At 69.2% G+C, this 26,052-nt stretch carries 22 protein-coding genes; 18 read left to right on the top strand and 4 right to left on the bottom strand.

From position 1 onward, the window contains the following. The first annotated feature begins 404 nt into the window (after positions 1-404). The 6 genes from ACIHA7_RS12455 to ACIHA7_RS12480 all read left to right on the top strand — a co-directional run bounded on the left by ACIHA7_RS12455 (position 405) and on the right by ACIHA7_RS12480 (position 6,191). Positions 405-1,691, top strand: coding sequence for a class I SAM-dependent methyltransferase (locus ACIHA7_RS12455; protein WP_397288567.1), 1,287 nt, complete (start codon positions 405-407; stop codon positions 1,689-1,691). Beyond that, positions 1,688-2,464 carry a glucose-1-phosphate cytidylyltransferase gene (locus ACIHA7_RS12460; protein WP_397288569.1) on the top strand — a complete coding sequence of 259 codons (777 nt, stop codon included), beginning with the start codon at positions 1,688-1,690 and terminating at the stop codon, positions 2,462-2,464. Before ACIHA7_RS12455 ends, ACIHA7_RS12460 begins: the two co-directional genes overlap by 4 nt. Continuing rightward, positions 2,440-3,111 carry a PIG-L deacetylase family protein gene (locus tag ACIHA7_RS12465; RefSeq protein WP_397288571.1) on the top strand — a complete coding sequence of 224 codons (672 nt, stop codon included), beginning with the start codon at positions 2,440-2,442 and terminating at the stop codon, positions 3,109-3,111. Before ACIHA7_RS12460 ends, ACIHA7_RS12465 begins: the two co-directional genes overlap by 25 nt. 4 nt (positions 3,112-3,115) lie before the next feature. Then, on the top strand, positions 3,116-4,162 hold the full coding sequence (locus ACIHA7_RS12470) for an NAD-dependent epimerase/dehydratase family protein (RefSeq protein WP_397288573.1): 1,047 nt from the start codon (positions 3,116-3,118) through the stop codon (positions 4,160-4,162). Between the two features lie 87 nt (positions 4,163-4,249). Next, on the top strand, positions 4,250-5,362 hold the full coding sequence (locus ACIHA7_RS12475; RefSeq protein WP_397288575.1) for a class I SAM-dependent methyltransferase: 1,113 nt from the start codon (positions 4,250-4,252) through the stop codon (positions 5,360-5,362). Positions 5,363-5,555: 193 nt separating this feature from the next. Then, positions 5,556-6,191 carry an MspA family porin gene (locus tag ACIHA7_RS12480; RefSeq protein WP_397288577.1) on the top strand — a complete coding sequence of 212 codons (636 nt, stop codon included), beginning with the start codon at positions 5,556-5,558 and terminating at the stop codon, positions 6,189-6,191. A 76-nt stretch (positions 6,192-6,267) separates the two neighbouring features. Here ACIHA7_RS12480 and ACIHA7_RS12485 read toward each other — a convergent pair whose 3' ends face one another. The 3 genes from ACIHA7_RS12485 to ACIHA7_RS12495 form a co-directional block, all read right to left on the bottom strand. After that, a complete protein-coding gene (locus tag ACIHA7_RS12485) occupies positions 6,268-7,107 on the bottom strand; it encodes a glycosyltransferase family 2 protein (protein ID WP_397288579.1) in 840 nt (279 codons plus the stop codon). Positions 7,108-7,110: 3 nt separating this feature from the next. After that, entirely contained in the window at positions 7,111-8,490 is a 1,380-nt protein-coding gene (locus ACIHA7_RS12490; protein ID WP_397288581.1) for a polysaccharide pyruvyl transferase family protein, read from the bottom strand. A 125-nt stretch (positions 8,491-8,615) separates the two neighbouring features. Then, entirely contained in the window at positions 8,616-9,311 is a 696-nt protein-coding gene (locus ACIHA7_RS12495) for a TetR/AcrR family transcriptional regulator (protein ID WP_397288583.1), read from the bottom strand. 101 nt (positions 9,312-9,412) lie between these two features. Here ACIHA7_RS12495 and ACIHA7_RS12500 point away from each other — a divergent pair, with 101 nt between their 5' ends. From ACIHA7_RS12500 to ACIHA7_RS12555, 12 genes are all read left to right on the top strand, one after another. Next, positions 9,413-11,218 (top strand): FAD-dependent oxidoreductase, encoded by a 1,806-nt coding sequence (locus ACIHA7_RS12500; RefSeq protein WP_397288585.1) that lies wholly within the window; start codon positions 9,413-9,415, stop codon positions 11,216-11,218. A gap of 149 nt (positions 11,219-11,367) precedes the next feature. Beyond that, positions 11,368-12,429 carry a glycosyltransferase family 4 protein gene (locus tag ACIHA7_RS12505; protein WP_397288751.1) on the top strand — a complete coding sequence of 354 codons (1,062 nt, stop codon included), beginning with the start codon at positions 11,368-11,370 and terminating at the stop codon, positions 12,427-12,429. Further along, positions 12,426-13,607, top strand: a complete 1,182-nt coding sequence (locus tag ACIHA7_RS12510; protein ID WP_397288587.1) for a glycosyltransferase family 4 protein — start codon at positions 12,426-12,428, stop codon at positions 13,605-13,607. Before ACIHA7_RS12505 ends, ACIHA7_RS12510 begins: the two co-directional genes overlap by 4 nt. After that, the gene (locus ACIHA7_RS12515; RefSeq protein ID WP_397288589.1) at positions 13,600-14,964 is read left to right on the top strand and encodes a lipopolysaccharide biosynthesis protein; all 1,365 of its coding nucleotides are present in this window, start codon (positions 13,600-13,602) and stop codon (positions 14,962-14,964) included. Before ACIHA7_RS12510 ends, ACIHA7_RS12515 begins: the two co-directional genes overlap by 8 nt. Then, the gene (locus ACIHA7_RS12520; protein WP_397288591.1) at positions 14,961-15,974 is read left to right on the top strand and encodes a glycosyltransferase; all 1,014 of its coding nucleotides are present in this window, start codon (positions 14,961-14,963) and stop codon (positions 15,972-15,974) included. The genes ACIHA7_RS12515 and ACIHA7_RS12520 overlap by 4 nt, the downstream gene beginning before the upstream one ends. Then, a complete protein-coding gene (locus ACIHA7_RS12525) occupies positions 15,971-17,371 on the top strand; it encodes a hypothetical protein (protein ID WP_397288593.1) in 1,401 nt (466 codons plus the stop codon). The genes ACIHA7_RS12520 and ACIHA7_RS12525 overlap by 4 nt, the downstream gene beginning before the upstream one ends. Beyond that, positions 17,362-18,645, top strand: coding sequence for a GNVR domain-containing protein (locus ACIHA7_RS12530; protein WP_397288595.1), 1,284 nt, complete (start codon positions 17,362-17,364; stop codon positions 18,643-18,645). The genes ACIHA7_RS12525 and ACIHA7_RS12530 overlap by 10 nt, the downstream gene beginning before the upstream one ends. Further along, positions 18,642-20,012 (top strand): glycosyl hydrolase family 28-related protein, encoded by a 1,371-nt coding sequence (locus ACIHA7_RS12535; RefSeq protein ID WP_397288597.1) that lies wholly within the window; start codon positions 18,642-18,644, stop codon positions 20,010-20,012. Before ACIHA7_RS12530 ends, ACIHA7_RS12535 begins: the two co-directional genes overlap by 4 nt. A 5-nt stretch (positions 20,013-20,017) precedes the next feature. Continuing rightward, entirely contained in the window at positions 20,018-21,403 is a 1,386-nt protein-coding gene (locus ACIHA7_RS12540; protein WP_397288599.1) for a GNAT family N-acetyltransferase, read from the top strand. A gap of 29 nt (positions 21,404-21,432) precedes the next feature. Next, entirely contained in the window at positions 21,433-22,800 is a 1,368-nt protein-coding gene (locus tag ACIHA7_RS12545) for a glutamate-1-semialdehyde 2,1-aminomutase (protein WP_397288601.1), read from the top strand. Next, positions 22,797-23,906 carry a glycosyltransferase gene (locus ACIHA7_RS12550; protein ID WP_397288603.1) on the top strand — a complete coding sequence of 370 codons (1,110 nt, stop codon included), beginning with the start codon at positions 22,797-22,799 and terminating at the stop codon, positions 23,904-23,906. Before ACIHA7_RS12545 ends, ACIHA7_RS12550 begins: the two co-directional genes overlap by 4 nt. Before the next feature lie 99 nt (positions 23,907-24,005). Then, positions 24,006-24,779 carry an SDR family oxidoreductase gene (locus tag ACIHA7_RS12555; protein WP_397288605.1) on the top strand — a complete coding sequence of 258 codons (774 nt, stop codon included), beginning with the start codon at positions 24,006-24,008 and terminating at the stop codon, positions 24,777-24,779. Positions 24,780-24,903: 124 nt separating this feature from the next. On the opposite strand, the gene ACIHA7_RS12560 is transcribed toward ACIHA7_RS12555, so the two are convergent. After that, complete coding sequence (locus ACIHA7_RS12560) at positions 24,904-25,956, bottom strand: endonuclease/exonuclease/phosphatase family protein (protein ID WP_397288607.1); 1,053 nt, start codon at positions 25,954-25,956, stop codon at positions 24,904-24,906. Positions 25,957-26,052: the final 96 nt, after the last annotated feature.

Raw genomic sequence — 26,052 nt, forward strand, 5'->3', positions numbered from 1 at the left:
TCCCGTCCTTCGGCGGCCAGAAGCCGATTGTTACAGAACACAATCCGTTTCACATGTCGAATCATCAGGGTCGCAAAGTATTCCACGCGGTAGCCGACAGAGTAACGGTCGGTTTTCCGCCCTGGTATGTTTCGACTGTTCGACAGCGTAGGACGCCAGGTCGCGAACCTTCGCTATCGGCAAGCGAATTCGTCCGATGGGGGCGTAACCACCAAGCCTTCCGGTAGCCATCCGGAAGCTACTCGTCGGAAACAGGCGAAAATTACCGGAATTTACTTCCAGACCAGCCGATTTCGCCTACGACACGCGGGGCTTTCGTTGTAACGTCTCACTGGATCGGGTCGACTTCAGGGGTGCGCCGGCAATGCGCCGGAGGTACGGCTCTCGGCAGAAGGTGGGCTTCGTTGTTATGTCGATTGTGTGATTCCGGGCGTTTGACGAGCGTGCTCGATTTGGGTGCGACGCCGCCGTGCGAGAAATTTCTCGCGCCGGACGAACTCGACCTTCCGGAACCAACCTACCCGCTGCACCTTCGACTGTGCACGGACTGTCTGCTGTTGCAGATCCCCGCGTTGATCACGCCGGCGGAGACGTTCACCGAGTACGCGTATTTCTCGTCGTACTCCGACAGCTGGGTGCGGCACGCGCAAACCTTTGTCGCACAGGCGATCGAGCGGCTCGGCCTGACTGCGCGATCCTTCGTCGTCGAGGTGGCGAGCAACGACGGCTACCTGCTGCGGCACGCGGTGGCGGCGGGCATCCCCTGCCTCGGCGTGGAGCCCTCGGTGAACGTCGGCGACGCCGCGCGGGCGGCGGGCGTACCCACCGAGACCACCTTCCTGGACGAGGACTCCGCCGCGAAGATCCGGGCGGCACACCGGCCGGCAGACCTGGTGGTCGCCAACAACGTGTACGCGCACGTGCCCGATCTGCGCGGCTTCACCAGGTCGCTGCGCGAGCTGATGGCCGACGACGGCTGGCTCTCCATCGAGGTGCACCACGCGCTGAACCTGTTGCGGCTCGGCCAGTTCGACACCATCTACCACGAGCACTTCCAGTACTACACCGTGCATTCGGCGCAGCGGGCGCTGGCGACGGCCGGCCTGTCGGTCGTCGATGTCGAGCTGCTCGACACCCACGGCGGCTCGCTCCGGCTGTGGGCCCGCCCGACACCGGTCGGCGCCGCACCGACCGGCCGGGTGGCCGAGGTGCTTCGGCTGGAACAGGATGCGGGCCTGCACCAGGTCGACGGCTACACCCAACTGCGCCCGCGCACCGAGGCGGTTCGCCACGACCTGCTGCGGTTCCTGCTCGACCAGCGCGCCGCGGGCAAACGCGTCGTCGGCTACGGCGCACCGGGCAAGGGCAACACGCTGCTCAATTACTGCGGCATCCGTACCGACCTGCTCGAGTACACCGTCGACCGGAACCCGTACAAGCACGGCCGTTTCACCCCGGGCACCCGCATCCCGATCTACGCACCCGACCGAATCGAGCTCGATCGACCCGACGTGGTGCTGGTGCTGCCGTGGAATCTCGAAAACGAGATCACCGCGCAACTGCGCCATATCGCCTCGTGGGGAGCCGAATTGGTCTACCCGCTTCCGGCACTGCACCGTGCCGATCTCACCAGTCACAACGTAGTGAACAGCGCTCGACATTCAGGAAAGACAGGGAGGGGAGCACGATGAAGGTTGTGCTGTTCTGCGGCGGATACGGCATGCGGATGCGTGACGGGACCGATGACATGATTCCGAAACCCATGCAGCTCGTCGGCCCACGACCGCTGCTGTGGCACGTGATGCGCTATTACGCGCACTACGGGCACAAGGAATTCATCCTGTGCCTCGGCTACGGCGGTCTGCATATCAAGAATTTCTTTCTGACCTACCAGGAATCGGTGTCCAACGACTTCGTCATCCGGGACGGCCGGGTGGAAATGCTGCGCTCCGATATCAGCGACTGGCAGATCACCTTCGTCGACACCGGCCTGGAATCGCCCATCGGCGAGCGACTGCGCCGGGTCCGCGAACACGTCGGGGGTGCCGAGACCTTCCTGGCGAACTACGCCGACGTGCTCACCGACGCACCGCTGGACGACATGATCGACAAGTTCACCGAATCCGGCGCGGCGGCCTCGATGATGGTGGTGCCGCCGCAGTCGTCGTTCCACTGCGTGGACATGAAGCCGACCGGCGAGGTCAAGGAGATCATGCCGGTATCGCGAATGCCGTTGTGGGAGAACGGCGGCTACTTCGTGCTCAACCAGGAGATCTTCGATCTGCTCCCGCCGGGCGGCGATCTGGTCGCCGACGCGTGCGGCACGCTGGCCGGGCAGGGACGGCTGTTCGGCTATCAGCATCTCGGATTCTGGAAGCCCGCCGACACGTTCAAGGAGCGGGCCGAGCTCGACGCGGGCTACCGCAGCGGCGCGCGGCCATGGATGGTCTGGGAGCACGCGTGATCCGACTCGGTGTCGGAGCGGTCGCCGAGATCGCGGTGCTCGGTGCGCACTGCGACGACATCGCCATCGGCATGGGCGCAACGCTGCTGACGCTGGCTCGCGCGCACCCTGGTCTGCGGGTGCGCGCCCTGGTCCTGTCCGGCGGCGGGACCGCGCGGGCGGACGAGGAGAGCAGCGCGCTGGCGGCGTTCTGCCCCGGCGCCGAGGTCGACCTCACCGTGCTCGAGCTACCCGATGGCCGCGCCCCGGCACATTGGGACCGAATCAAGGACGCGCTCAGCACCTTTCGGGCAGACACCGAACCCGACCTGGTCTTCGCCACGCAACGCGGCGACGCGCATCAGGATCATCGGCTGCTTGCCGAGTTGGTGCCGACCGAGTTCCGCGATCACCTGGTGCTCGGCTACGAGATCCTCAAGTGGGAGAGCGACACCCCCGCACCAAGCGTGTACCACCGGCTCACCGCGGCGCTCGCCGAGGAGAAGGCTCGGTTGCTGCTGAAGCATTATCCGTCCCAGGCCCACCGGGACTGGTTCGACGAGCAGGCGTTCACCGGCCTGACCCGGCTGCGCGGCGTGCAATGCCACGCCGGGCACGCCGAAGCGTTCGTGCTCGACAAGGCCGTCATCGATTTCGGAGGTTCGTAAAGCCATGCGGGTACTCGTCACCGGACACCAGGGGTATCTCGGCACCGTCATGGTGCCGGTCCTGCGGGCCAACGCGCACGACGTGGTCGGCCTGGACGCCGGCTTCTTCGCCGACTGCGTACTCGGCGACCTGCCGGGCGATCCGCCCGGCCTGGTGGTGGATCTGCGCGATGTGACCGTCGACCAGCTGCGCGGCTTCGACGCGGTCATCCATCTCGCCGCGCTGTCCAATGATCCGCTCGGCGCGCTGGCGCCCGAGATCACCTACGCCATCAACCATCACGCGTCGGTGCGGCTGGCCCGGCTCGCCAAAGAGGCCGGGGTGCGGCGCTTCCTTTACGCCTCAACCTGTTCGGTCTACGGCGCCGCGGGCGCGGACCTGGTCACCGAGGACGCACCGCTGCGTCCGATCACCCCGTACGCAGAGAGCAAGGTGCGGGTCGAGGACGACGTCGCCGCGCTCGCGGACTCCGGCTTCTCCCCCGTATTCCTGCGCAACGCCACGGCATTCGGCTTCTCGCCACGGCTGCGCGCCGACATCGTGCTCAACAACCTGGTCGGATACGCCACGCTGACCGGTGAGGTGAAGGTGCTCTCCGACGGCACACCGTGGCGGCCGCTGGTGCATGCCCGCGATATCGCGTGGGCCTTCGCCAACTGTCTCACCGCGCCGCCTGCGGCAATCCACTGCCGCGCCTTCAACATCGGCACCGAGGCCAACAACCTCACCGTCGCCGAGATCGCCGAGACGGTGGTGGCGGCGGTGCCGGGGTCGCGGCTGAACATCACCGGCGAGAGCGGCGCCGACCCGCGCTCCTATCGCGTCGACTTCTCCGCCGCCCGCGCCGCCATCGGGTTTCGCGCCCTGTGGACCGTGCAGGCCGGGGCGGACGAGCTGTTCGGTGAGTACACCGCGCGTGGACTCACCTACGACGACTTCTTCCAGAAGTTCACCCGGCTGCCGCACCTCGAGAAGCTACGCGAGAGCGGGGTTCTCGATGCATCGATGCGCCGGATACAGCCGGGAACAGTCCGTGTGCCTGCCACGTAGCCGGGTGACACCGGCACAGCGCCGACGGCGCGAGGCCGCCCTTCCCTGCCTGCGCCCCGCGCCGGTGCACAACGCCAGGGGCCGGTGATGGTTCCCCTCGATAGCGGGCGACCCTGCCGGGGTTGCGGGGGCGCCGAACTCACGCCGGTGCTCGATCTGGGCATGGTCCCGGCCGCGGACTATTTTCCGCCGCTGGCCGCTCCGATCGGCCTGGCCGAGACCGCACATCCGCTGCGCATGGATCTGTGTGCCCGCTGCGCGCTCGCGCAGTTGGCCGAGGACGACACTCGCACGCAGGAACCACGCGGCATCGAGCCTGCGGCGTTGCGCGAGCAAGCGGCCGACGCCGTCGCGCGAGTCGCCGCATCCGGTCTGCTGCGCGGGGCCACCGTGCGTGAGTTCGGCAGTCCGCATGGGGGCACCTGGGTGCCGCTGCTGCTCGAGCGCGGCTACACCCCGACCGACGGTGTCGCCGATGTGGTGCTCGACTGCTTCGGCCTCATGCACGAACCCGACCAGCGCGCGGCCTTCGCCGAACGGGCGGCGGCCACCGCTGCCGACGGTCTGCTGCTGATCCAATTCCATTCGCTGGCGACCATTGTCGCGTCGGCGCAGTGGAATGCGTTGCGGCACGGGCACTTCGCCTACTATTCGCTGTCCGCGCTGAGCCGATTGCTGGCCACCGCGGGCATGAGCGTCACCACCGCATGGCGGTTCGACCTGTACGGCGGCACCGTGCTGGTCGCCGCGCGCCACGGCAAGCACCGCCCCGACCCGGCGACCCGCGAGATCCTCACCCAGGAGACCGGTTACACCGAGCTCGCCGCCGTCCGCCGCCTCCAGCAGGCCGCCGACGCGCATGCCGAGGCGTTGCGCCGCTGGCTCACCAGGCATGCCGCACAGGGTGATCGGGTGTTCGCCTACGGCGCGGCCTCGCGGGCGGTGGCGTTGTTCAGCCTGGCCGGCGTCGATCGCGGGCTGATCGCCGCCGTCGCCGACGCGTCGCAGGCCAAGCAGGGTCGGCGGATGCCCGGCACCGACGTGCCCATCATCTCGCCCGACGAGCTGGTGACGGCCCGGCCGGATCTCGTGCTGCTGACGCTGCCCGATCTACTGCCGGAGGTCCGCGCCAGGTACCCGGAGCTCGACGGCTGCTGGATCGTCGACGACCCGGCCCACACGACCGTACAGGGAGGATGAGTTGCTCCGAATTCGCTGTCCCCCAGCGCATTCTCGCCCGCTTGCTCGATGCGCTTGATCTGACATGATTCGAATTACCGAACACCTGATCGCCACAGATGATCGATGAGTTCTTCGCTCCCGCGTGTCGGGGAGCGGGCGTCGAGCGAACGACCACGCTCGGCCAGGTGTGTGTGCAGAGGGGACAAACCTGATGAGGGATATCACGCAACACGGCAGCCGTTGCGTCCGAATGTTCGCGATCGCCACCGTGGTGGCGTCGGGGCTGGCTTTGGGAATAGGCACCGCGGGAGCGGTCGTCGACAGCAGTAACCAGATCATCGATCAGAAGGATCGTTCGATCGAGGCGATCCAATCCGACACGCGGATCGACTTCGTGCCGCCGCTGGACGGAAACGCGTTGACCCGCGAGTGGTTTCACAATGGCGAGGCGGCCTACAAGATCGCCGGGCCGAACGCCGAGGACTGGCGCGGGCACATCACCATCGGCTACCAGGTCGGCTATCCGGCGACGCTGACCGGGCGGTTGAAGTTCAACTACTCCACGCCGGGTCTCGGGGTCGACCTCGGTAGCGACGGCGCGACCTTGAAGCTGGAGGGGCTGATCCCCCGGGCCGGCGTCGAACTCGAAGTCGGCTTCGGCCCCGGCATCCAGACGGTCGAGTGCGCGGGCGGCGACGTCTCCGGCGCCGCGGGCTTCCTGCGCATGTCCGGCTTCCACGGCACCGTCACCGGGGTCGTCGGGCAGACCACGATCCGGCCGTTCGTCAAGGTGGTCAGTTCCAGTGGCGACGCCGTGTACACCTATGGTCGGCTCTGGTCGATCTGAGGCGATCGCGACGAGGTGATCCTCGAACGGAGAAACCGCCCCGCAGTGCGGGGCGGTTTCTCCGTTCCTCGGATGTTCAGACCAGCAGATCCGGCCGGTTCCGCACGGTGGCCACGGTGCGAACCCGCAAGCGGTACAACGCCGCCCGCGCCAGGCGGGTATCCCCCGCCAGCACGTCGCCGCGGCTCACCAGGTGCGGATAGTCGCCCGCGATGCGGTGATGGAACCGGTACATGTCGGTCAGCTTGCTCACCGTCGAGGTGCGGCTGCACAGGTTGAACGACGAATTACGCCAGGCCGCAAGGATTTCCGACATCCCGAAGAACGCGCCGAACGAGGACACCCTGGCGAACAGATCGACGTCCATCGGGAACACCAGGTCCCCGCGCAACCCACCGACCAGGTCGAAATGCTTGCGGTAGAACATCGCCGCCGCGGTCGGCCCGAAATCGGCAGGACCGCGCCGCACGATGACCCTGGCCAGCGCCCGCGCGGTCTGCTTGCCGAGCAGGCCGGCCAGTCCGAGACCGGTCTCCAGCACCGCGCCCGCCTCGTCGATCACCTCGAATCGACTCGACGAGAGGGCGATCGACGCATCCTCGGCCATCACCGCGAGCTGCGCGGCCAGCGCGCCGGGCCGCAGGACATCGTCGGCACAGACCACCTTGATCAGATCCCTGGTCGACGCGGTGATCGCCTTGTTCCAGTTGTCGCCGATCGGTAGCACGGTGTCGTTGCGCAGCACGCGAACTCGCGGGTCGTCGATCGAGTGCGCGATGTCACCCGTCTCGTCGGTGCTGGCGTTGTCCAGCACCAAGAGCTCGAAATCCACGTCCTGGTCGAGCACCGAGCGCAGTGTGGTGGCCAGCGTGCGCCCCGAGTTGTAGGCGGGCACGCAAACCGACAAACTAGCCATGATCTATCCCCCTAGCTGATGGCCCGGCCGCACCGGCCCGCTTTCCACCAGCCGGAAGACCCGTTCGAGCCCGGCCCGGCTGGCGTCGATCTGCTGGACGGCCTTCTGCTGCAACGTGTCCCGCACCGTCGGCGCCTCGGACCACGATTCGGCCACGGCCGCGGTCAGCGTCCGGTCCAGCGCGGGATCGTCGAGGTGCACGATCCGCAGTCCGGTGCCGAACATCTGGCGCAGCCCGTGGAACTTGTCGTCGTAGTACTCCGAGGCGGTGATGCCGACGGCCGGAATGCCTTGGGACAGCGCGAAAACCGCGAGGTGATAGGCGCTGGTGACCAGCACCCGGCAGCCCGCGACCTGACGCGCGACATCCTCGGGCGTGCCGCCACGACCGATGGCAGGCCTGGCGCACTCCGCTCCGGCGAGCAGCGGCAAGGTGGATAGTCGATCCTCGGAGGCGTATTCGGAGATGATCAGCGGCACCACGCCCGCGTCGAGCCGGCCGGCGCAGGCGCGGACCACCCGGCCGAGCGTGGCCTGCGCGGCCGCGCTCACCCGCGAATAATCGGCCACCCGCAGGCACAGTCCGATATCCGTGCCGATCTTGGCCTGTCGCAGGCGGTAGCCGAATTCGATCGCGTCGTCACCGGTGACCAGCACCCGCTCCGGCGCGACGCCGAAGCGCGACAACAGTTCCGGGCCGCGCCTGGCTTCGCGCAGCGCCAGGAAATCGACGCCGGGCAGTACCTCGGCCGCACGCCGGACCAGCGCCGGATCACGCAGCGGCCCGAGGCCCTGGCCGACCAGGGCCGTCGGAATGCCGCGCGACCGCGCGTGTTCGAGCAGGTTCAGCGTCCGGTGCGCCTGATAGCGGTCGACGTCGGTCATGTAGCCACCACCGAGCGCGAGCACCAGCGACGCCTGCTCGACGGCGGCCGGGATCTCGACCGGGAACTCGGTCTGTTCCGGCGTCGCGACGTGTTCGGTGCGGCCGGGGCCGTCGGCGCGGCGCCGGGCGGCCGAGCGCAGCGCCCGCAGCCGGTCCTTCGGCCCGTCGGTCGCGGCCCGCCAGCGCAGCGCGGCCGGACCGACCAATCGTGTTGCCGCCGTACGGGTTAACCGACCCGGCCACCCGTCGCGGCCCCAACTCCAGTCGGGTCCGCACAGCGGTTCCGCCTCGGGCAGCAGCGCCCGCAGGATGCCGGGCTGATGGGTGAGCACGCCGATCCTGGCGCGCGGCCAGCGCGCCCGCAGCCGCTCGACGGTCACCGCCATCATCGCGATGTCGCCGCGGTTGCGCAGCCAGTACTCACCGTTCTCGACCAGCACTCGGATATCGCCCTCGGCGATCGCGGCGCGCTCGGCCTCGGAACCTACGGTCCCCACTGTCCATGTCCTCCCGCCAGTCCCCCGCGGGTCGGTCCGTGCCGAGCACGAACTCGTTGTGAAATCTACCTCACGCTATGCATCGCGGCTACCGGACCGAGGGTTACCCGCCAGCGTCGAGTTACTTACTCCATTGCGCGCGAAGCTGCTTCGTGCCGACCGGATTGTTTGGTTATCCGCCCGGTGTACAGCGCGCCGAGCGACGCACCGGCGAACGCCGTGCAATAGTCCACCAGCTCGTCCATCGGCAGCGTCACCCGCCCGCCCTGCTTCTCGACCAGCACCCGCTCGAGCATTCCGACGACCGAGAGCGCGTAGATGTCGACCAGTTCGGCGGGCGGCCGCGCTTCGGGTCTGGCCTCGATGGCGGTCGCGGCCACCAATCGCGCGAATCGCCACAACGCTTCCCGCATGCGGTGTTCCGCGCCCGCCCCGGTGGGCTCCACGAAGACGATGCGGAGTTTGCGCGGGTCCTCGGCCAGCGCGGTGAGGTAGGTGCCGATGCCCGCGCGCAACTTGCGGGTGCCCTCGGCGGGCGCGGCACTCACCGCGCGGGCGACCGCGTCGAACAGCTCGTCGATGACGCGGTCGAACACCGCGGCGAACAATTCCTTGGTGCCGCCGAATGATTCGTAGAAGTACCGGTCGGTGAGCCCGGCGGCCCGGCACAGGTCCTTCACGCCGGTCGTCGCGTAGCCCCGGGTGCCGAACAATTCCAGGCCGGCGTCGAGCAGTTTGGCGCGCCGGGCGGCGACCCGGTCCGCCGCGTCGACCCCGCCGTAGGGCCGCACCGGTCGCCGCTGTTTGGCGTCGCCGCTCATCGCTGGACCGTTCTCGTCATCTCCGCATTGTCTCCCATGAAGAGCGACCATCTGCTAAATATGACTATCAGGATAGTCAGAATTGTGAACGGGGTCGTGCAGTGACAGCTCACTATCGGGACAGCGCGGTCAGCAGGCGAACGGTGCTGCGTGGCGCGGCGGGTTTAGCAGGCGCGGCCGGGTTGGCGGCGACGGCGGGTCCGGCGGCGGCCCAGGGGGCACGCAGGCGAAACGGCCCGCCGCGCAATACGGTCGCGGTCCTGGGCGCGGGCATCGGCGGACTCACCGCCGCGCACGAGCTCGCCGAGCGCGGCTTCCAGGTGACCGTGTTCGACCGCAAGGAGCTGGGCGGCAAGTCACGCACCATCCCGCTGCCCGGCACCGGCGGCGGCGGTCGCGCGCCCCTCCCCGGTGAGCACGGCGCCCGCGGTTTCACCTCGTTCTATCACCACGTGCACGACACGATGCGCCGCATTCCGCTGCCGGGCACGCGGAACACGGTGCACGACAACCTGATTCCGTTCTCGGTCAACGACCCGCGCTACCCGCGCGCCGGAAATCTGCCGGACGGCTTTCCGCTCATGTTCGGCTTCTACTTCGATCCGCGACAGGCCCTCACCCCGGAAGGATTGCAGCGCATCCTGGTCGAGGTCTTTCTGAAGAACAACCTCATCCCGCTCCCCGAGGCGATCCACATGGCCGGCCGGGTCGTCACCTACCTGACCTCCAGCGAGGAGCGCAGGTTCGGCCAGTGGGAGCACATGAGCTGGTGGGATTTCGTCGACGCCGCAAGCCGGTCGGCCCAGTTCCAGGCCCTCGCCGCAACGGGTTTGACGCGCGCGCTCGTCGCGGCGAAGGAGTACGTCGCCAGCACCAGGACCATGGGCAACATGATGGAGGGGTTCTTCATCGCCCTGCTCCAGGAACTCACCGGCGGCCCCAAGGTGTACGAGGTGCTCAACGGCCCGACCAACGAGGCCTGGCTGGATCCGTGGATCACTCTGCTGCGCGAGATGGGTGTCGAGTTCCGGCCCGGGCACGCCCTCGACGGCTTCGAGGTGGCGGGCGACCAGATAGCCGGCGCGCGAATCCGGCTGCCGGACGGCGCGACTCGACTACACAGTGCCGACTGGTACGTCTGCGCGGTGCCGACGGATCGCGCGCGGCGACTGTGGTCGCCCGAGATCCGCGGCCTGGACCCGGATCTCGCGCGGATGGACGAGCTCACCCTCGACTGGATGACCGGTTTGCAGATGTTCGTCAGCGAAAAGCTGGAACTCGGCGCGGGATACAACATCTACCTCGACGCGCCGTGGCGCCTGACCTCGTACTCCCAGCGCGCGTTCTGGGACGTCGACTACGCCGCGAAGTACGGCGACGGCACCGTCCTCGACGGCCTCACCATCGACATCGCCGACTGGGATACCCCCGGCATCCTGTTCGGCAAAACCGCCAAACACTGCACCCGCGAAGAGATCTACCAGGAGACCTGGGCTCAGCTCACCGCCGCGCTCAACGACGACGGCCGAGTCCAGCTGAAGGACGGCATCGTCCGGGACTGGCTGCTCGATCCAGGCATCAGCTGGCAGAACGGCCGGAACGAGAACGATGAGCCGTTGCTGGTCAACACGATCGGCTCCTGGGCGGCGCGGCCCAACGCGTACACCAGGATCCCCAACCTGTTCCTCGCCGCCGACTATGTGCGGACCAATTTCGACCTGGCGACCATGGAGGGCGCCAACGAGGCGGGCCGCGCCGCGGTGAACGCGCTGCTCGACGCCGCGGGGTCGACCGCGCAACGGGCCACCCTGTTCACCCGCGACTCGATCCCCGCCTTCGAGCCGCTGCGTCAGATGGACGCAGCTCGCTACCGCGCGGGGCAGCCGAATCTGTTCGATCTGGGTTGACTTTTCGGTTGCTCGCGGACTGCCCGCCAGAAAAGGCTCGGTCCCCTAGACTTTTGCGGGAGAGACGGGTTCACCGACAGCGACTCGTCCGCCATCACCGCCAGTAGGGGGCATGGGTGACGGGAAGTACCGAGACCGTCCGGGTGCATATGACGGGATCCGAGTGGTTCGCGTCCGCGCCGGGTGGGCTCAATCGGTACTTCACCGAGCTGTACCACGCGCTCGCCGGGCAACCCGGCGCGCAGGTGTCCGCCGCGGCCTTCGGCGCGCCCGCGCCCGGTGCCCGATCATGGGGCGGGCTGGGCGGTTCCACGGTGCGCAGGGCCCGCACCGCCTTCCTCGACCGCGACCGCCTGCACCCCGGCACGGTGCTGGACCGGCACTTCTGCCTCTACGGCCCGGCCGCCGTCACCCGGCGCGGACGGCTGCCGCTGGTCGTCCATTTCCACGGGCCGTGGGCGGCCGAGAGCCGGCTCACCGGGCAGAGCGCGGCGGCGGCCCGCGCGAAGTATCTGATAGAACGCCTCCGCTACCTCGGCGCGGACCGATTCGTGGTGCTGTCCAACCACTTTCGTGAGGTACTACATACCGACTACCGGGTTTCCCTGGACCGTATCGCGGTCATCCCGCCCGGCGTCGATGTGGCCCGCTTCCACGCCTCCCCGCTCCGCCCCGAGACGCCGACCCGGACCGTGCTGTGTGTGCGCAGGCTCGAACGCCGGATGGGAATAGACACCCTGCTGCGCGCCTGGCCCGGTGTGCTCGCCGAGCATCCGGCGGCGCGCCTGGTGATCGTCGGCACCGGCACGGCCGAGGCCGAACTACGCGCCGCCGCAACACCACTCGGTGACGCGGTCGAGTTTGCCGGACACGTCGACGATCAGCGACTCACCGAACTCTACGAACAGGCGCAGCTGACCGTCGTGCCCACCACCGCACTGGAAGGCTTCGGCCTGATCGCGCTCGAATCGCTGGCGGCCGGGCGCGCGCCGATCGTCACCGACTGTGGCGGACTACCTGATTCGGTGCGCGGGCTCGATCCGTCGCTCATCGTCCCCGCCGGTGACGCCGACGCGCTCGGGGCCCGCCTCGTCGCCGGGTTGCACGGCACCGTACCGACACCCGCACAGTGCCGGGCGCACGCGCAGACCTTCTCCTGGGATGTCACAGCCGAGCGGCATCTCGCGATGTACCGGGCAATCAAGCAATGACCACGGCACTGTTCGTGGCTCACACCGCGGCGCCCTCCGGCGCCGAGCTCGCGACGCTGCGGCTGGTGTCGGCCCTACGCGACCAGGGGCGGCTCGGCGTCGCCATGGTCTACACAGAGGACGGCCCGATGGTCGAACGGATGCGCGCACGCGGGATCGAAACCCGGGTGCTGCGTGGCCGATTCGACAGCCGGGCGATGACCATCGGTTCCGGCCCGCGCCGCCTCGTCGCCGGGTTCGCCGGTCTGCTGCGGCTCGGCTGGTCGCTCGGCGCGACCGTCAGGGAACTCGGCGCGCAGGTGGTGGTGGCACAGAGCAGCAAGGCGCTCGTGATGGGCGCGGTGGCCGCGCGGCGCGCCCGCGTCCCGCTGGTCTGGCAGGTGCACGATCGCCTCGCCGTCGACTACTTCGGGCGACTGCCCACCCTCGTGCTGCGGCTGCTCGGGCGGCTGTTCAGCCAGGGCTATCTCGCCAACAGCCGCACCACGCTGGCCACCCTGCCGGTCGGACGCAAGCAGGCACTGGTGGCCTATCCCGGCGTCGAACTCGGCCCCGATCTCCCCCGTCCGGATCAGCGTCCGCCCGCCGACACCGTGGTCGCCGTGGTCGGCCGCTTGTCCCCGTGGAAGGGCCAGGACGTGCTGTTGCGCGCGGTCGCCGCGACGAAAGTCCCTCCGCGCCAGGTGTTTCTGATCGGCGGCACCTTCTTCGACGAGGAGCCCTACCGCACCGAACTCGAGATCCTCGCCCGCGACCTCGCGTTGCCGGTGACCTTCACCGGCCACGTCGACGACCCGGCCGAATATCTGCGCGACACCGACATCCTGGTGCACAGCTCGGTGCTTCCCGAGCCGTTCGGCCAGGTGGTGGTGGAGGGCATGCACGCGGGCTGCGCCGTGATCGCCAGCACGCCGGGTGGTCCCGCCGAGATCGTCCGGGCCGGGGTCGACGGGCTGCTCGTGCCCGGCGGCGACGAACGACAACTCACCGCCGCACTCGACACCCTCATCGGCGACCCGGCACTGCGCACCACGCTGGCCACGGCGGCCCGCACCCGCGCCACGGACTTCGACATCACCGAAACGGCGCGCACGGTCGCCGCCTTCCTCTACGACATCGCACAACGCAACGGCGCGGCGGGCACCCCCTATTCAGCAGAGAGAGCCCCGCATGGCTGAACACGCGGCCAAGGACGACCCGGACCGTTCGCCAGCCCCATCGGGAGCACACCGACGGAATAACAAGCGCCGCCACGGATTTCTCGGGATCGTTCGCGACATCGGTTATGTCAGCTTCGGCAAGTACGGGCAGTACGTCGTCACCATCGTGACCGTGCCGCTGATCGCCCGGGTGCTCGGCACGCACGGCCTCGGCCTGCTCGCGATCGGCATGTCGGCCTATTTCATCGGCTCGCTGCTGGTCGATCTCGGCATCACCTCGTATCTGGCCGCGCGGGTGCACGACGCGGGCCTCGGCGACGACCGGCTGGCGCACATCAATCAGCTGCGCGGCGACTACCTGGCCATTCGCACAGCTACCCTCGGCGTCCTCGGCGTCGCGTTGCTGCTCAGCTACGCGCTCGACGCGCCGGTTCCGCTGGAGATGATCCTGCTCGGACTGTTCGCGGGCGGCTTCTGGTCGGTATCGGAAGACTGGCTGCTCATCGGACAGGGGCGCTTCGGCGCCTCCACCGCTTATCAGGCCGTCGGCCGCATCGGGTACCTGGTCCTGCTCGTCGCGGTGCTCCCCCGACTACCCAATGCCCAGGTCGCGGTGCTCTGCCTGCTCGTCTCGTCCATTCCGACGGTGCTGTTGACCTGGTGGGATTCGTTGCGCACCTTCGGGCTGCCGTCGCGGCCGCGCGCCGTGCAGGCCGTGTTGCGTACCGGCGCACCGGTTTTCACTTCTCGTCTCTTGGTGACGACCTACGGCCAGGGTGCGGCGGCGGTGTACTCGGGGGTGCTCGACGCCGTGTCGCTCGGGCTCTACTCGGCGAGCGACCGGTTGGTCCGTGCGATCCAATCCACCCTCGACCCCATCGGTTTCGCCCTGCTGCCCCGGATGGCGCGCAAGAGCGCCGACGACAACTTCTGGCGGCACGCGTTCCAGGCGCTGTTCGCCTGCGTCTGCACCGCGACGGTGGCGGCCGCCGCGGTATGGCTGGCCGCGCCGATGCTGATCCACCTGGTGTTCGGCGAAGACTTCACCGCCGCGATCGACCTGCTCCGGGTGGAGACGTTCGTGCTGCCCGCGACGGCGATCACCTCGTTCGTCACCACCGCCGTGCTCCCGGTGCGCCAGGACACCACCGGCGTCCTGATCGGGGCGGTGCTCGGCACCTGCGTGGCGGCCACCGCACTGGCCATCGCGTTCCGCACCCACTCGGTCTGGACGCTGGTCTACGGCACCGTCGTCGTCGAATTCACCGTCGCCGCATGGTATCTGCTCAGGCTCCGCACACTCGTGCGCCGTGAGCGGGTAACACCGGCTCCGGATCCCGCGATTGTGCTGATGCGGGAGGACGGCGGGACATGAGAATTCTCTATCTTGGCGACGATTGGGTCGGCAGCAACGCCCACTCACTGGCCGACGGCTTCCGGCAGGCCGGGCACGACGTGGTAGTCATCGACACCACCCGGGTCACGTTGCCGACCAGACTCTCGCCGCCCTGGGTCTATTCGAAGCTGGCCCGCGGGCGCGCGCCGTGGAACGTGGCCGGGTTGCACGCCGAGATCGACCGGGCCGCCGCCGAGTTCCGGCCGGACATGGTGTTCGCGTTCAAGAGCATTCACCTCGACCAGCGCAGGCTGTTGGACGTCCCCGCGCGGCTGCACGTGCACTACAGCCCCGACGACGTCGCGAACCCCGAGAACGTCAGCGCGGAATACCTTGCGCACGAGTCCGACTGGGACCACATCGTCACCACCAAGCGCCACAATGTCGCCGAACTGCGCGGCCGCGGCGCCCGCGCCGTCACCTTCGTGCGCAGCGCCTACGACCCGGCCTGGCACCACCCGACCGCGCGGCGCGGCACCCGGCAGTTCCTCGTCGGCTTCATCGGCGTGTGCAGGCCGGACCGCCGGGCCGATCTGGTCGCGCTCGCCCGTACGCACGGCTCCCGCATGCTGGTGCGCGGGCCCGGCTGGCGCCGGGTGCCCGAATTGCGTGCCACCGGAGCCGAAGTCGGCGGCGCCGTGTACGGCGAACGCTACTCCGAGGTGGTCGCGAGCGTCACCGCCAACCTGGTCCTGCTCAACTCCGACAACCGCGATACGCACACCTGCCGCACCTTCGAAGTGCCCGCCGCCGGTGGACTTTTCGTCGGCGAACGCACCGACGAGCACGCCGAACTACTCCAGGACACCAGCGAATGCTTCCTGTTCGCCGAGGCCGACGAGCTCAGCTCCATCCTGGACTGGTGCGCCGCGCACCCCGACAAGGCGGCCGCGGTGGCCGAGGCCGGGTATCAGCGGATCGTCGCGGGCAAGCACCGCTATGTCGATCGGGCCCGCGAGATCGTGCATGCGGTCAGTGACCGCCCATGACGGCTACCACCGAGGTCATGCTGATCGCGCTCGCGCTCGCCACGATCGTGCTGGCGGCCACCGCGATTCCCGGTGTCGCACGGGTGTTTCTCATCGCGCAGGCGGCGTTCTGGTCGCTGTCGTATCTGGCGCGCCCGCTCGTGCTGCTGTGGGTGCAGCCCGAACCGCACTTCGGTGACAATGTGGCGGACCCGCGGCTGGCCCAGTTCGGCTACGACCGCGGCATCGCGCTGGTGCTCGAGCACGTCGCCTTCGGGCTGTGGATTTACGCCGGACTCGTTGTCGCCTATGCGTTCTGGGCGCGGCGGCATCCGCCCGTCCGGTTGCCCGCGCTGACCGGTGATCCGAATTTCGTGCCGACCCTGGTCGCCACCTACGGCGTCGGACTGTTCGGCCGGGCCGCCTCCGTCGCCTCCGGTTCGGTCGGCGGCGCGGGTGAGATCGGCAGCGCCAATCCGATTCTGTCCTTCGTCGCCATCCTGGCCACCATCTCCGCCCTCGGGCTGATCATTTTCGTTCGGCCCGTCCGCCCACAGTCGACCGCCCTCATCATCGGCGGGTTGCTCCTGGGTGAGCTGGCCTGGACCGCCGTCGTCGAGTCGAAGACGCCGATCATCGGTGCCGCGCTCGCCATCGCCATCCGCTTCGCGATCCTGGGGTGGACCAAGACCAAGGCGATCTCGGTCGGCGCCATCGCGGTGCTCGGGATCGGCGGGTTCGGCTGGTTGCAGTCGCTGAAGCAGACCGAGTACGCGAAAGCCGAAGCAGCGCTGGTCGATTCGAGCTATCCACCGCTCGTCCAACCTTTCCTGAGCATTTTACGGCGGTTCGATCTGCTCGAGGCCGCGACCGACGCCTACGTCCACCAGCCGGGTCTGTGGCTGACGCCCGTCGAAGTGCTGCGGCACGCCTCGGCCAGTCTCGTCCCCAGCCAACTGCTCGGTACGGCCAAGTTCCAGTCCGGCACCGCGTGGGCACAGGATGTGCGCGGCGCGTCGGTCGACATGACCAAGGTGTCGGTGTCGCTGGCCGAGGGCAATCTCAACGAAGGCTATGTGCTCGGCGGCTACCCGGGCGTGGTGATCTGTGCCGTATTCACCTTCCTGCTGCTGCTGGCCTGGGCCAAGGCGCTGTATTCACGCGTGTTCCCGATCGTGGTGCTCGGGCTAGCGATGACCGGCTCCTCCGCGCTGTTCGAACGCGGGATTCTCGGCAGCATGGAGAACCTCGGCAAGTTCCTGCAGGCCGCCGTGCTCGCCTGGCTCATCTCGCTGCTCGTGCGCGAGTACCGCAGGCGCACGAAGACCGATCCACCCGCCGCGGCGTCTGCACCGGCCGCGGCACCTGTTGTCGTCGGGGCTGTCACTACCGAAAAGAGAGAATCCCCATGGGATTGATCGACTATTGGCATATCGCGCGCCGACGCTGGGCCATCATCGTCGCGGTGCTGGTGCTGTGCTTCGGCGCGTCGGCCGGATACCTCAGCACCCTCCCGACCACCTACACCGCCACCAGCAGCATGTACGTGTCGATGGCGACCGGCACCTCGGTCAACGACTCCTACCAGGGTGGACTGGCCGCCCAGCAGCGAGTTCGCTCGTATCTGGACCTGGCCACCAGCGCCACCGTCGCCAAACGCGTCATCGATGATCTCGGCCTGACGATGTCGGTCAGCGAGGTGCAGGGCAGCATCAAGGCGTTCTCGCCGCCCGCGACGACCAACATCATCCTCACCGTCCAGTCCTCGACCGCCGAGGGCGCACGCGATCTGGCCAACTCGGTGGTGGCCCAATTCCGGCGCCTGGTCGACGAACTGGAGACCATCGAGCGCGACGCGGCACCGGCCGCGCGGGTCACCGTGGTCGACCGCGCCGAGGTGCCCGCCGGACCGAGCGGACCCCAGTCGACCCGCATCCTGGCGCTCGGCCTGCTCGCCGGGGTCGCGCTCGGCTGCGCCGCCGCCTTCGTCCGCGATCGCACCGACCGCACCCTGCGCACCTCCAACGACCTGGCCGCCGTGCTGCCGGTGCCGATCCTCGGCATCATCGACGCGGATCGCCCCGGCGCCCCCGACGAGACGCGCAGGCTACGCACCCGACTGCTGCGCGAAGGCGAGAGCCGAAGCACGCTGCTGACCAGCTTCTCCGCGCGGTCCGAGCCGGAAGTAGCGGTGGCACTGGCGAAGTCGTTCGCCGACACCGGCAGCAAGGTGGTGCTCATCGACGCCGACACCTCGGGCCACGGCGGCTCGCGCGCCCTGCCGACGCAGCCGAGCGCCGGTCTCGCGACGGTGCTGCAGGGCACCGCGCCGATATCGGAGGCACTGACCGCATGGCCCGAAACCGGGCTCACCGTGCTGCCGCTCGGCGCGGCCGATGAGCGGACACCCGATCTGCTCGCCTCGGACCGGTTCGCCGCCGTCGTCGCGAAACTGACCACCGACTACGACCACGTCGTGGTGCAGACCGCTCCCGTGGCGCACGCCGCCGACGCCATCGCCGTGGCACCGCTCTGCGATCACACCATCGCGGTCGTGCTGCTCGGCCACACCAGCGCGCCGGAATTGCGCGGTGCGCTGGCCACATTCGGCGACAACGAGCTCACCGGCGCGGTAGCGTACAGCAAGCCGGGCAACCGGCTGCAGCGACTCAGCGGGAGGCTGCGGCGATGAACGACGATGCGGTCGGCCGACGGAGCATGCTCGCCGCGGCGCTCGGCGCGGCGGGTGCCGTCCCGATGCTCGCGGCCTGTAGCACCGGCTCCAGCACCTCGGGAACTCCACACATCGAGTTCCGTTCCCCGCACGTCACCGACGCCCCCGCGGCCCGCAATGTCCGTGACTTCGGCGCGGTCGGTGACGGCGTCGCCGACGACACGGCCGCGATCGCCGCGGCGGCCGCGGTGCGCGACGTTCCGCTGGTGATGTACCTACCCGCGGGCCACTACCGGGTGACGGCGTGGCCCGAACTCGGCGATTACGCCACCATTCTCGGCGACGGCGCCGACATCACCATCGTGGTCTGCGAAACCGACACCACCCTCGTCGCACTGCGCAGGCGCAGCCGGGTGCGGTTCGCGCGGCTCGGCTTCTATCTGACCGGGCCGAAGGCCACCGCGGTCCTGCTCTCGGAGTGCTTCCGCTGTTCGTTCGACTCGGTGGTGATCCGCGGCAACCACATCGCCGAGAACCATCCGCGCTATCTCGAGCAACGCGGGGTGGTGCTGGAGGGCAATACCGGCGGCACCGCGTTCCTGAACTGCGACATCAACAATTTCGGCTACGGCATCGTCACCTCCTGCATCCAGAACTACGTGACCTCGTCCAAGCTCACCAGCAACTTCATCGGCGTGCTCGGCACCGGCAACGACCACAACGCCGGATTGGCGCTCACCAACGTCGAATTCGTCTCCGACGCCGACCCGCGCACCACCGACAAGCACATCGTCGTCGACGGCGCGGCCAACGACTGGTGGCTCACCAACGTCTGGTTCGAGGGCGCCGATATCGCGCTGTCCATCGGCCGGGCCGATCGCGGCGGGCCAGCACAGTTCGGCATGACCAACTGCAAGGTCGCCGCGCGCACCGTCGCGGTCGACCTGATCTACTGCCGCCAGCCCTATCTCGCCAACGTCCAGTTCGACCGGGACCTGGACCAGCCGCCCATCGAACTGCGCATCGATCCGGCAGGCTGCCCCGAGGGGACCGCGGTGAACCTGATCTCCACCGCGGCCGAGGATCTCAACCCGACCCTGTTTCCGCAGCGATGGCACGTGCTCGGCCGCACCAGCACGCACGCCCCGTCGTTCACCGGCACCATCGTCGCCAAGGCCGGGCGCGGTGACGCCGACGTCTTTCAGGCGCAGTCGCCCGACGGCGCGCTGCGCTCGGCCGTATTGGCCAGCGGGACCTGGCTTTCCGAGCAGGCCGAAGGCGGCATCGTGCTCAAAGACGCTACCGGGACATACTGGCGGCTGTCCGTCTCCACCGAGGGCGTGCTGAAGACGATGTCGCTGGGCAAATCGCGACCGCGCGAGTAGCCGCCATGACGACAACTCCCAGATCGTTGGCGCACATCACGCTCGGCCCGGTGCTGCTGCACGGAAACAGCGTCGTGGTCCGGCCGCCGCGGATCGCGGACTACCCGCACTGGCGGCGCATCCGACTGCGGGATCGGCACTACATCGAGCCGTTCTGGTACAGCTCGACCCTGGACTGGGCGGCGCGGCATTGCGGAACCCATTGGGTGCGTGAGTGTTTGACCAGTCGAGCGGAGGCGCGGACCGGTCGGCGGCTGGCGTCGGTGATCGAGGTCGACGGCCGGTTCGCCGGGCAGGTCGAGCTCGGCTCGATCGACGCCGCCGCCGCGTCGGCCGAACTCGGCATCTGGGTCGACGCCGAGGTCGCCAGGCACGGCATCGGCGGCATGGCGGCGGCCATGCTGATGGACTACGGCGTCGAACACCTCGGCCTCCAGCGGATCACCGCGCCGATCTCACCGGCCAATGTCGCCGCCGCGCGCGGCGCCGCCGGGCTCGGCTTCCGGCGAGAAGCCTTGATGGGTAGGTACTTCGACGTCGGCGGCGCGCGCCGCGACCACGAGTTGTGGGGACTCACCAAGGCCGATGTGCCGCCCGGCGGTTTCGTGCGGCACTGGATCGACCGCTACGACGCCCACCCCACTTCGCCGCCGCCCACCGCGGCCGGGGAGGCGACCGACGCACCGTTGCCGAGAAGCACGGTGCTGGCCGCGACCTCGCGCCACTACGCCGGGCGGGTGCTGCATCTGCTCGACCCATTGCGCACACCCCGGCGGGTCCGGCTCGCCGATCCAGCGCGGCAAGAGGTGGTCATCCGGAACCGGCGGGTGACCGACTGGGGTCGGTGGCGCGCGGCCCGACTGCGCAGCCGTGCGGTGCTCGATCCCGATGCGGCGGCACCGGCGCGCACCTGGGCCCGCGGGCACACCTGGTTCCGGTGGCTACGCGAATTCCTCTATGCCCGCCCGGGTTTGCGCTCCACGCGCGGACTCGTGCTGGCGATCGAGGTCAAGGGCGACTATGCCGGCGAGGCCAGGCTGTTCGATCTCGACATGTTCGACCGCAATGCCCGCATGTTCGTCTGGACCGATCCCGCGCACGGCGACGATATCCGGACGGCCGCCACCCGGCTGCTGCTCACCCACGCGTTCGGCCCGCTCGGCCTGTGCCGGGTCTCGACGGCCGTCGAGCCGGACGACGCCCGCTCCGCCGAGATCGCCGCACGCGTCGGCATGTCCCTCGAGGGGCGCATGCGCGGCTACGTCGGCGCCACCGGCCGCCGCGGCGACCACGACCTGTGGGCCGTCACCATGGGCACGGCCGCCGACGCGCAGCCGCAGACCCCCGCGCCGTCCATCAGACGGCCGCTGGGCCCGGCCGACCCGCAGTGACCACGACCCGACCCTCCAGGAGCCCGACCATGGAGCCGATGTCCGACCATCCGGCGGCACCGCGCCGCTTCACCCGCAGCAACGAGCTGCAAGCCCGGCTGCACGAGCTGATCCCGGGTGGCGCACATACTTATGCCAGGGGCCCCGACCAGTACCCCGAGCACATGGCGCCGATCCTGGTGCGCGGCAAGGGCTGCCACGTCTGGGACGTCGACGGCAACCGATATGTCGAGTACGGCATGGGTCTGCGCTCGGTCACCCTCGGGCACGGCTTCCAACCCGTCCTCGACGCCGTGCACCGCGCCATCGCCGACGGCGTCAGCTTCAGTCGGCCGACCGAACTGGAACTGCTTGCGGCGCAAGACTTCCTGAGCCTCGTGCCGGGCGCCGACATGGTGAAGTTCGCCAAGAACGGCTCCGACGCGACCACCGCCGCGGTCCGGCTGGCCAGAGCCGCCACCGGCCGGACCGCCGTCGCCGTCTGCGATCAGCCGTTCTTCTCGGTGGACGACTGGTTCATCGGCACCACCGCGATGAACAGCGGCATCCCCGCCGAAACCGCCGCGAGCACCGTGCGATTCCGCTACAACGATCTGCCTTCACTGGCGGCCGTGCTCGAGTCCAGGGCGATCGCGGCGGTCGTCCTGGAGGCCGCCACCGCGCTGGCCGAACCCGAACCCGGCTTCCTGGCCGGTGTTCGAGCGCTGTGCGATCGCTACGGCGCACTGCTCGTTTTCGACGAGATGATCACCGGCTTCCGCTGGTCCGCGGGCGGCGCGCAGGCGGTGTACGGCGTGCGGCCCGACCTGTCCTGCTGGGGTAAAGCCATGGGCAACGGGTTCCCGCTCTCGGCCCTGGCAGGCCGGCGCGAGTTCATGGAGCTCGGCGGGCTGCGCACCGATCAGGACCGGGTCTTCCTGTTGTCCACCACGCACGGCCCGGAATCCAGTGCGCTGGCCGCGTTCCGCGCCGTGGTGCACGAGTATCGGACCAGCGATCCCATCGAGCGCATGGAGTGCGCGGGCCGCAGGCTCGCCGACGGGGTCAACGCCGTCGCCGCCGAGCTCGGCATCGCCGACCATCTCCAGGTGCTCGGCCGCCCGTCCTGCCTGATCTTCGTCACCCGCGATCCGGACGGCCGGCCTGCTCAGGAATTCCGCACCTTGTTCCTCCAGGAGCTGCTGCACCGCGGTGTCCTCGGGCAGTCCTTCGTCACCTCGGCCGCGCACACCGACGCCGCTGTCGACGAGACGATCGCGGCCTGCCGGGAGGCGGCGGCCGTCTATCGCAAGGCGATCGAGCAGGGCGGTGTCGGCGGTCTGCTCGAAGGCCGTGCCGTCGCCCCCGCCATCCGCCGCCGCGCGGCGCCGCGGCGCATCTCCGCCGAGCTCGCATGACACCGCCGCGCATCGCCATCGTGCACGAACGGTTCACCGAGTTCGGCGGCTCCGAGGCGGTCGTCGGCGCACTGGCCGAAACCTGGCCGGAGACCGAGGTTTTCGCGCCGATCGTCGATCCCGCGGGCGTCCGCGCCCCGCTCACCACGGTCAACGACACCTGGCTGAGCCGCGCCTACGCCGCCTCGGGTCGCCGCTCGCACGCACCGTTGCTGCCGTTCGTTCCGCGTGCCCTACGCCGTCTCCCGCTCCGGGATCGCTACGACGCCGTCGTCGTCAGCCATCATGCCTTCGCCACGCAAGCCGCCTTCGCCACCGACGCACCGGTCGTCGCCTACGTGCACAGCCCGGCACGGTGGGCCTGGGACAAGGACTTCCGTGCGCAGGAGGCGGGCGGCCGTGCGGGGCAGCTCGCGCTCACGGCGCTGGGTGCGCTGGCCCGCCGGGCCGAGTTACGCGCCGCGCCCAGGCTTTCGCATGTCATCGCGAATTCCCGGGCCGTCGCCGAACGGGTCGACGATTGGTGGGGACTGCCCGCGACGGTCGCTTATCCGCCGGTCCGGATCGACCGCTTCACGCCCGATCCGACGGTCGCGCGCGAGGACTTCTTCCTGTTCGCAGGCAGGCTCGTCCCGTACAAGCGCCCTGACCTAGCCATCCGCGCCGCCCAGCGAGCGGGCTGCCGCCTGGTCGTGCTCGGCGACGGCCGGTTCCGCGCCCACCTCGACACGCTCGCCGGACCGGAGACAACCTTTCTGGGCGCCACCTCCCACGACGTGCTGCTCGACACCTATCGCCGGTGCCGCGCCCTGCTCATGCCCGGCGTGGAGGATTTCGGCATCGTCCCGGTCGAGGCAATGGCCTGTGGCACACCGATTCTCGCGATCGGCCACGGCGGCGCGCTGGACACCGTCGTCCCCGGCGTGACCGGCGAGCACATCCCGCACGGGCCCGACGCGATGGTGGTCGAGCAGCTGGCCGAGGCAATGGTCGAGTTCGATCCCGCCTCTTATGGTCCGACCGCGATCCGCGCCCACGCCGAGACCTTCTCCCCCGCCGCCTTTCGCGCCGACGTGGCCGCCACCGTCGCCCGGTTCGTGCGCTGACCCCGCACCACCCGACGCGGATGGTGCGGGAATAGGTCGGGTCGCCGGCTGGTTGCGGCCGATGGTCGAGTAAGCAGCGTGCGCGAAGGAGGCAGCAGTATGTCGCAGGTCAGGGTCGACACCACCGCCGACGGTTCCGGCGCGGCGAACGATGCCGGGGAGCTGCGCGGGCGCACCGTTGTGCTGATCGGCGGCGGCTCCGGCATCGGGTTGCGGGTCGCGCACCGGGTGGTCGCGGCCGGCGGCCGAGTCGTCCTCGGCGGGCGCACCACCGCCCGGTTGACGGCCGCGGCAGCCGAGCTCGGCGACGCGGCCAGGTGGCAGACCGTCGACACCGGCGATGCCGAGTCGCTCGCCACCTTCTTCGACGGCATCGACCGCGTCGACCATCTCTTCACCACGGCGGCCTCCTACCGGGTCGGGCCGATGCGCGAGCTCAGCGCGGCGGACGCGGCGTCACCGTTCGAATCCAAGTTCTGGGGCCAATACCACGCGATCCGGTTGGCCGCGCCCAAGCTCGCCGCCGATGGATCGGTGGTCTTGATGTCGGGTGCCGCCTCGGCGCGGCCCGCAGGCCTCGCTCCCGCATACGTCGCGTGCAATGCCGCCATCGAAGGGCTGGGCCGTGGGCTCGCGGTCGAACTCGCGCCGGTCCGGGTCAATGTCGTCGCGCCGGGCACGGTGGACGGGCACCTGTGGTCGAACCGGCCCGAGCACGCGCGCGCGGCCGCATTCGACCAATACCGCCGCGAAACACTGCTCGGCCGGCCCGCGACCGAGGACGAAATCGCGCACTCGGTGGTCTACCTGTTCACCAACACCTTCACCACCGGGTCAACCCTCTACCCCGATGGCGGTTACACGTTGCGCTGACGCGCGGGACACAGTGCGGCACACCGTGATTCGAGCTGTCCCGCGCGGCGCGAGACGCAGACCGAGCGAGGACGGGGCGCCAGGGCACCCCCGCGCCTGCCGGTGTGCCGCACTGCGGTGCGACTCACTCGAGCCGATAGGTTGCCAGCACGGCTTTGTGGTCGGTCACCCACTTCGGCGGTGAGGCGATGAAGTTGTCCTGAGTGTCTTCGTCCCGGCGGGCGTTGCGCACGATCGAGCCGCGTGGACCGACGATGCCGGCTCCGGTCAAGGTCAGTGCGGAGCCGGGGCCCGCGAAGATGTAATCGATCCGGTCACGTTCGTCGGCCTCGGGCGTCCAGGTGAGCTGGTCGATCGGCGCGTCCGGGTTGCTGGCAGGCCAGGTGAAGCCGGGGTGGGTCACCGGGTTCGGGTAGGTCGTGCGGTAGGCGTCCACGAAACCGGCCTGTTGCAGGCGCCGCGTGCTCTCCCATGGCAGCACCACACCGTGATGATCGAACAGGTTCGCCGTCGCGGGTGTCCAGTCCAGCGCGGACGGTTCGTTGAAGTCACCGCCCAGCAGTACCGAACTCCCGGCAGCCGCTTCGGCTTTCGCATCGTCGATGAAGGCGCTGAGCACGTCGGGACGGCCCGAAGCCACATTGACCCGCTGTACAGCCGCCGGATCGGTCACCGGCCCGCCCGGCAGTTTGTTCCAGCCGAACTCCGAGTACTCCCCCGGCGCGGGCACGCCGGCACCGTAGCCGCGCGGGAGATAGGTGGCGTACCAACGGTATTCGAGGTGGGCGGCGTAGGCGGTCACCCGCTTTCCGCCGATGTTCAACCGCGCCTTGACCATCCACCGCTGATCGGCGCTGTCCTCGACCGGGAACTCCGAGAGCAGCCCGGTGTCGCCGGAGGACACCGCGGTGAACTTGCGGCCCTTCTTCTCCAGCGCGGCCGCGATGACGTTCGTCGCCTTGTTCGCCTCGGACAGCAGCACGATCGAGGCCTGCGTCTCGATGATCAGATCGGCGACCAGACCTATCCCATGGGAGATCTTGCTACCGCCCAACCAGATGTTGATCGCCAGCACCCGAATCTCCCCCGGCGCCGCCGCGGCCACCGGTAGTCCGGCACCGGCGGCCAGCACACCGCCCGCCACCCCGAACACCTTCATCGCATCGCGTCGCGTCATCGAACTCGTCATGGTGACCTCACTCCGATCGTCTGCACAGCGGGACCTCGTTCCTCCTCGTGCCTAGCCAGCCCATCGGAATACCCGGTGAACTGA

Source organism: Nocardia sp. NPDC052316, from assembly GCF_044547795.1.
Taxonomy (GTDB): Bacteria; Actinomycetota; Actinomycetes; order Mycobacteriales; family Mycobacteriaceae; genus Nocardia.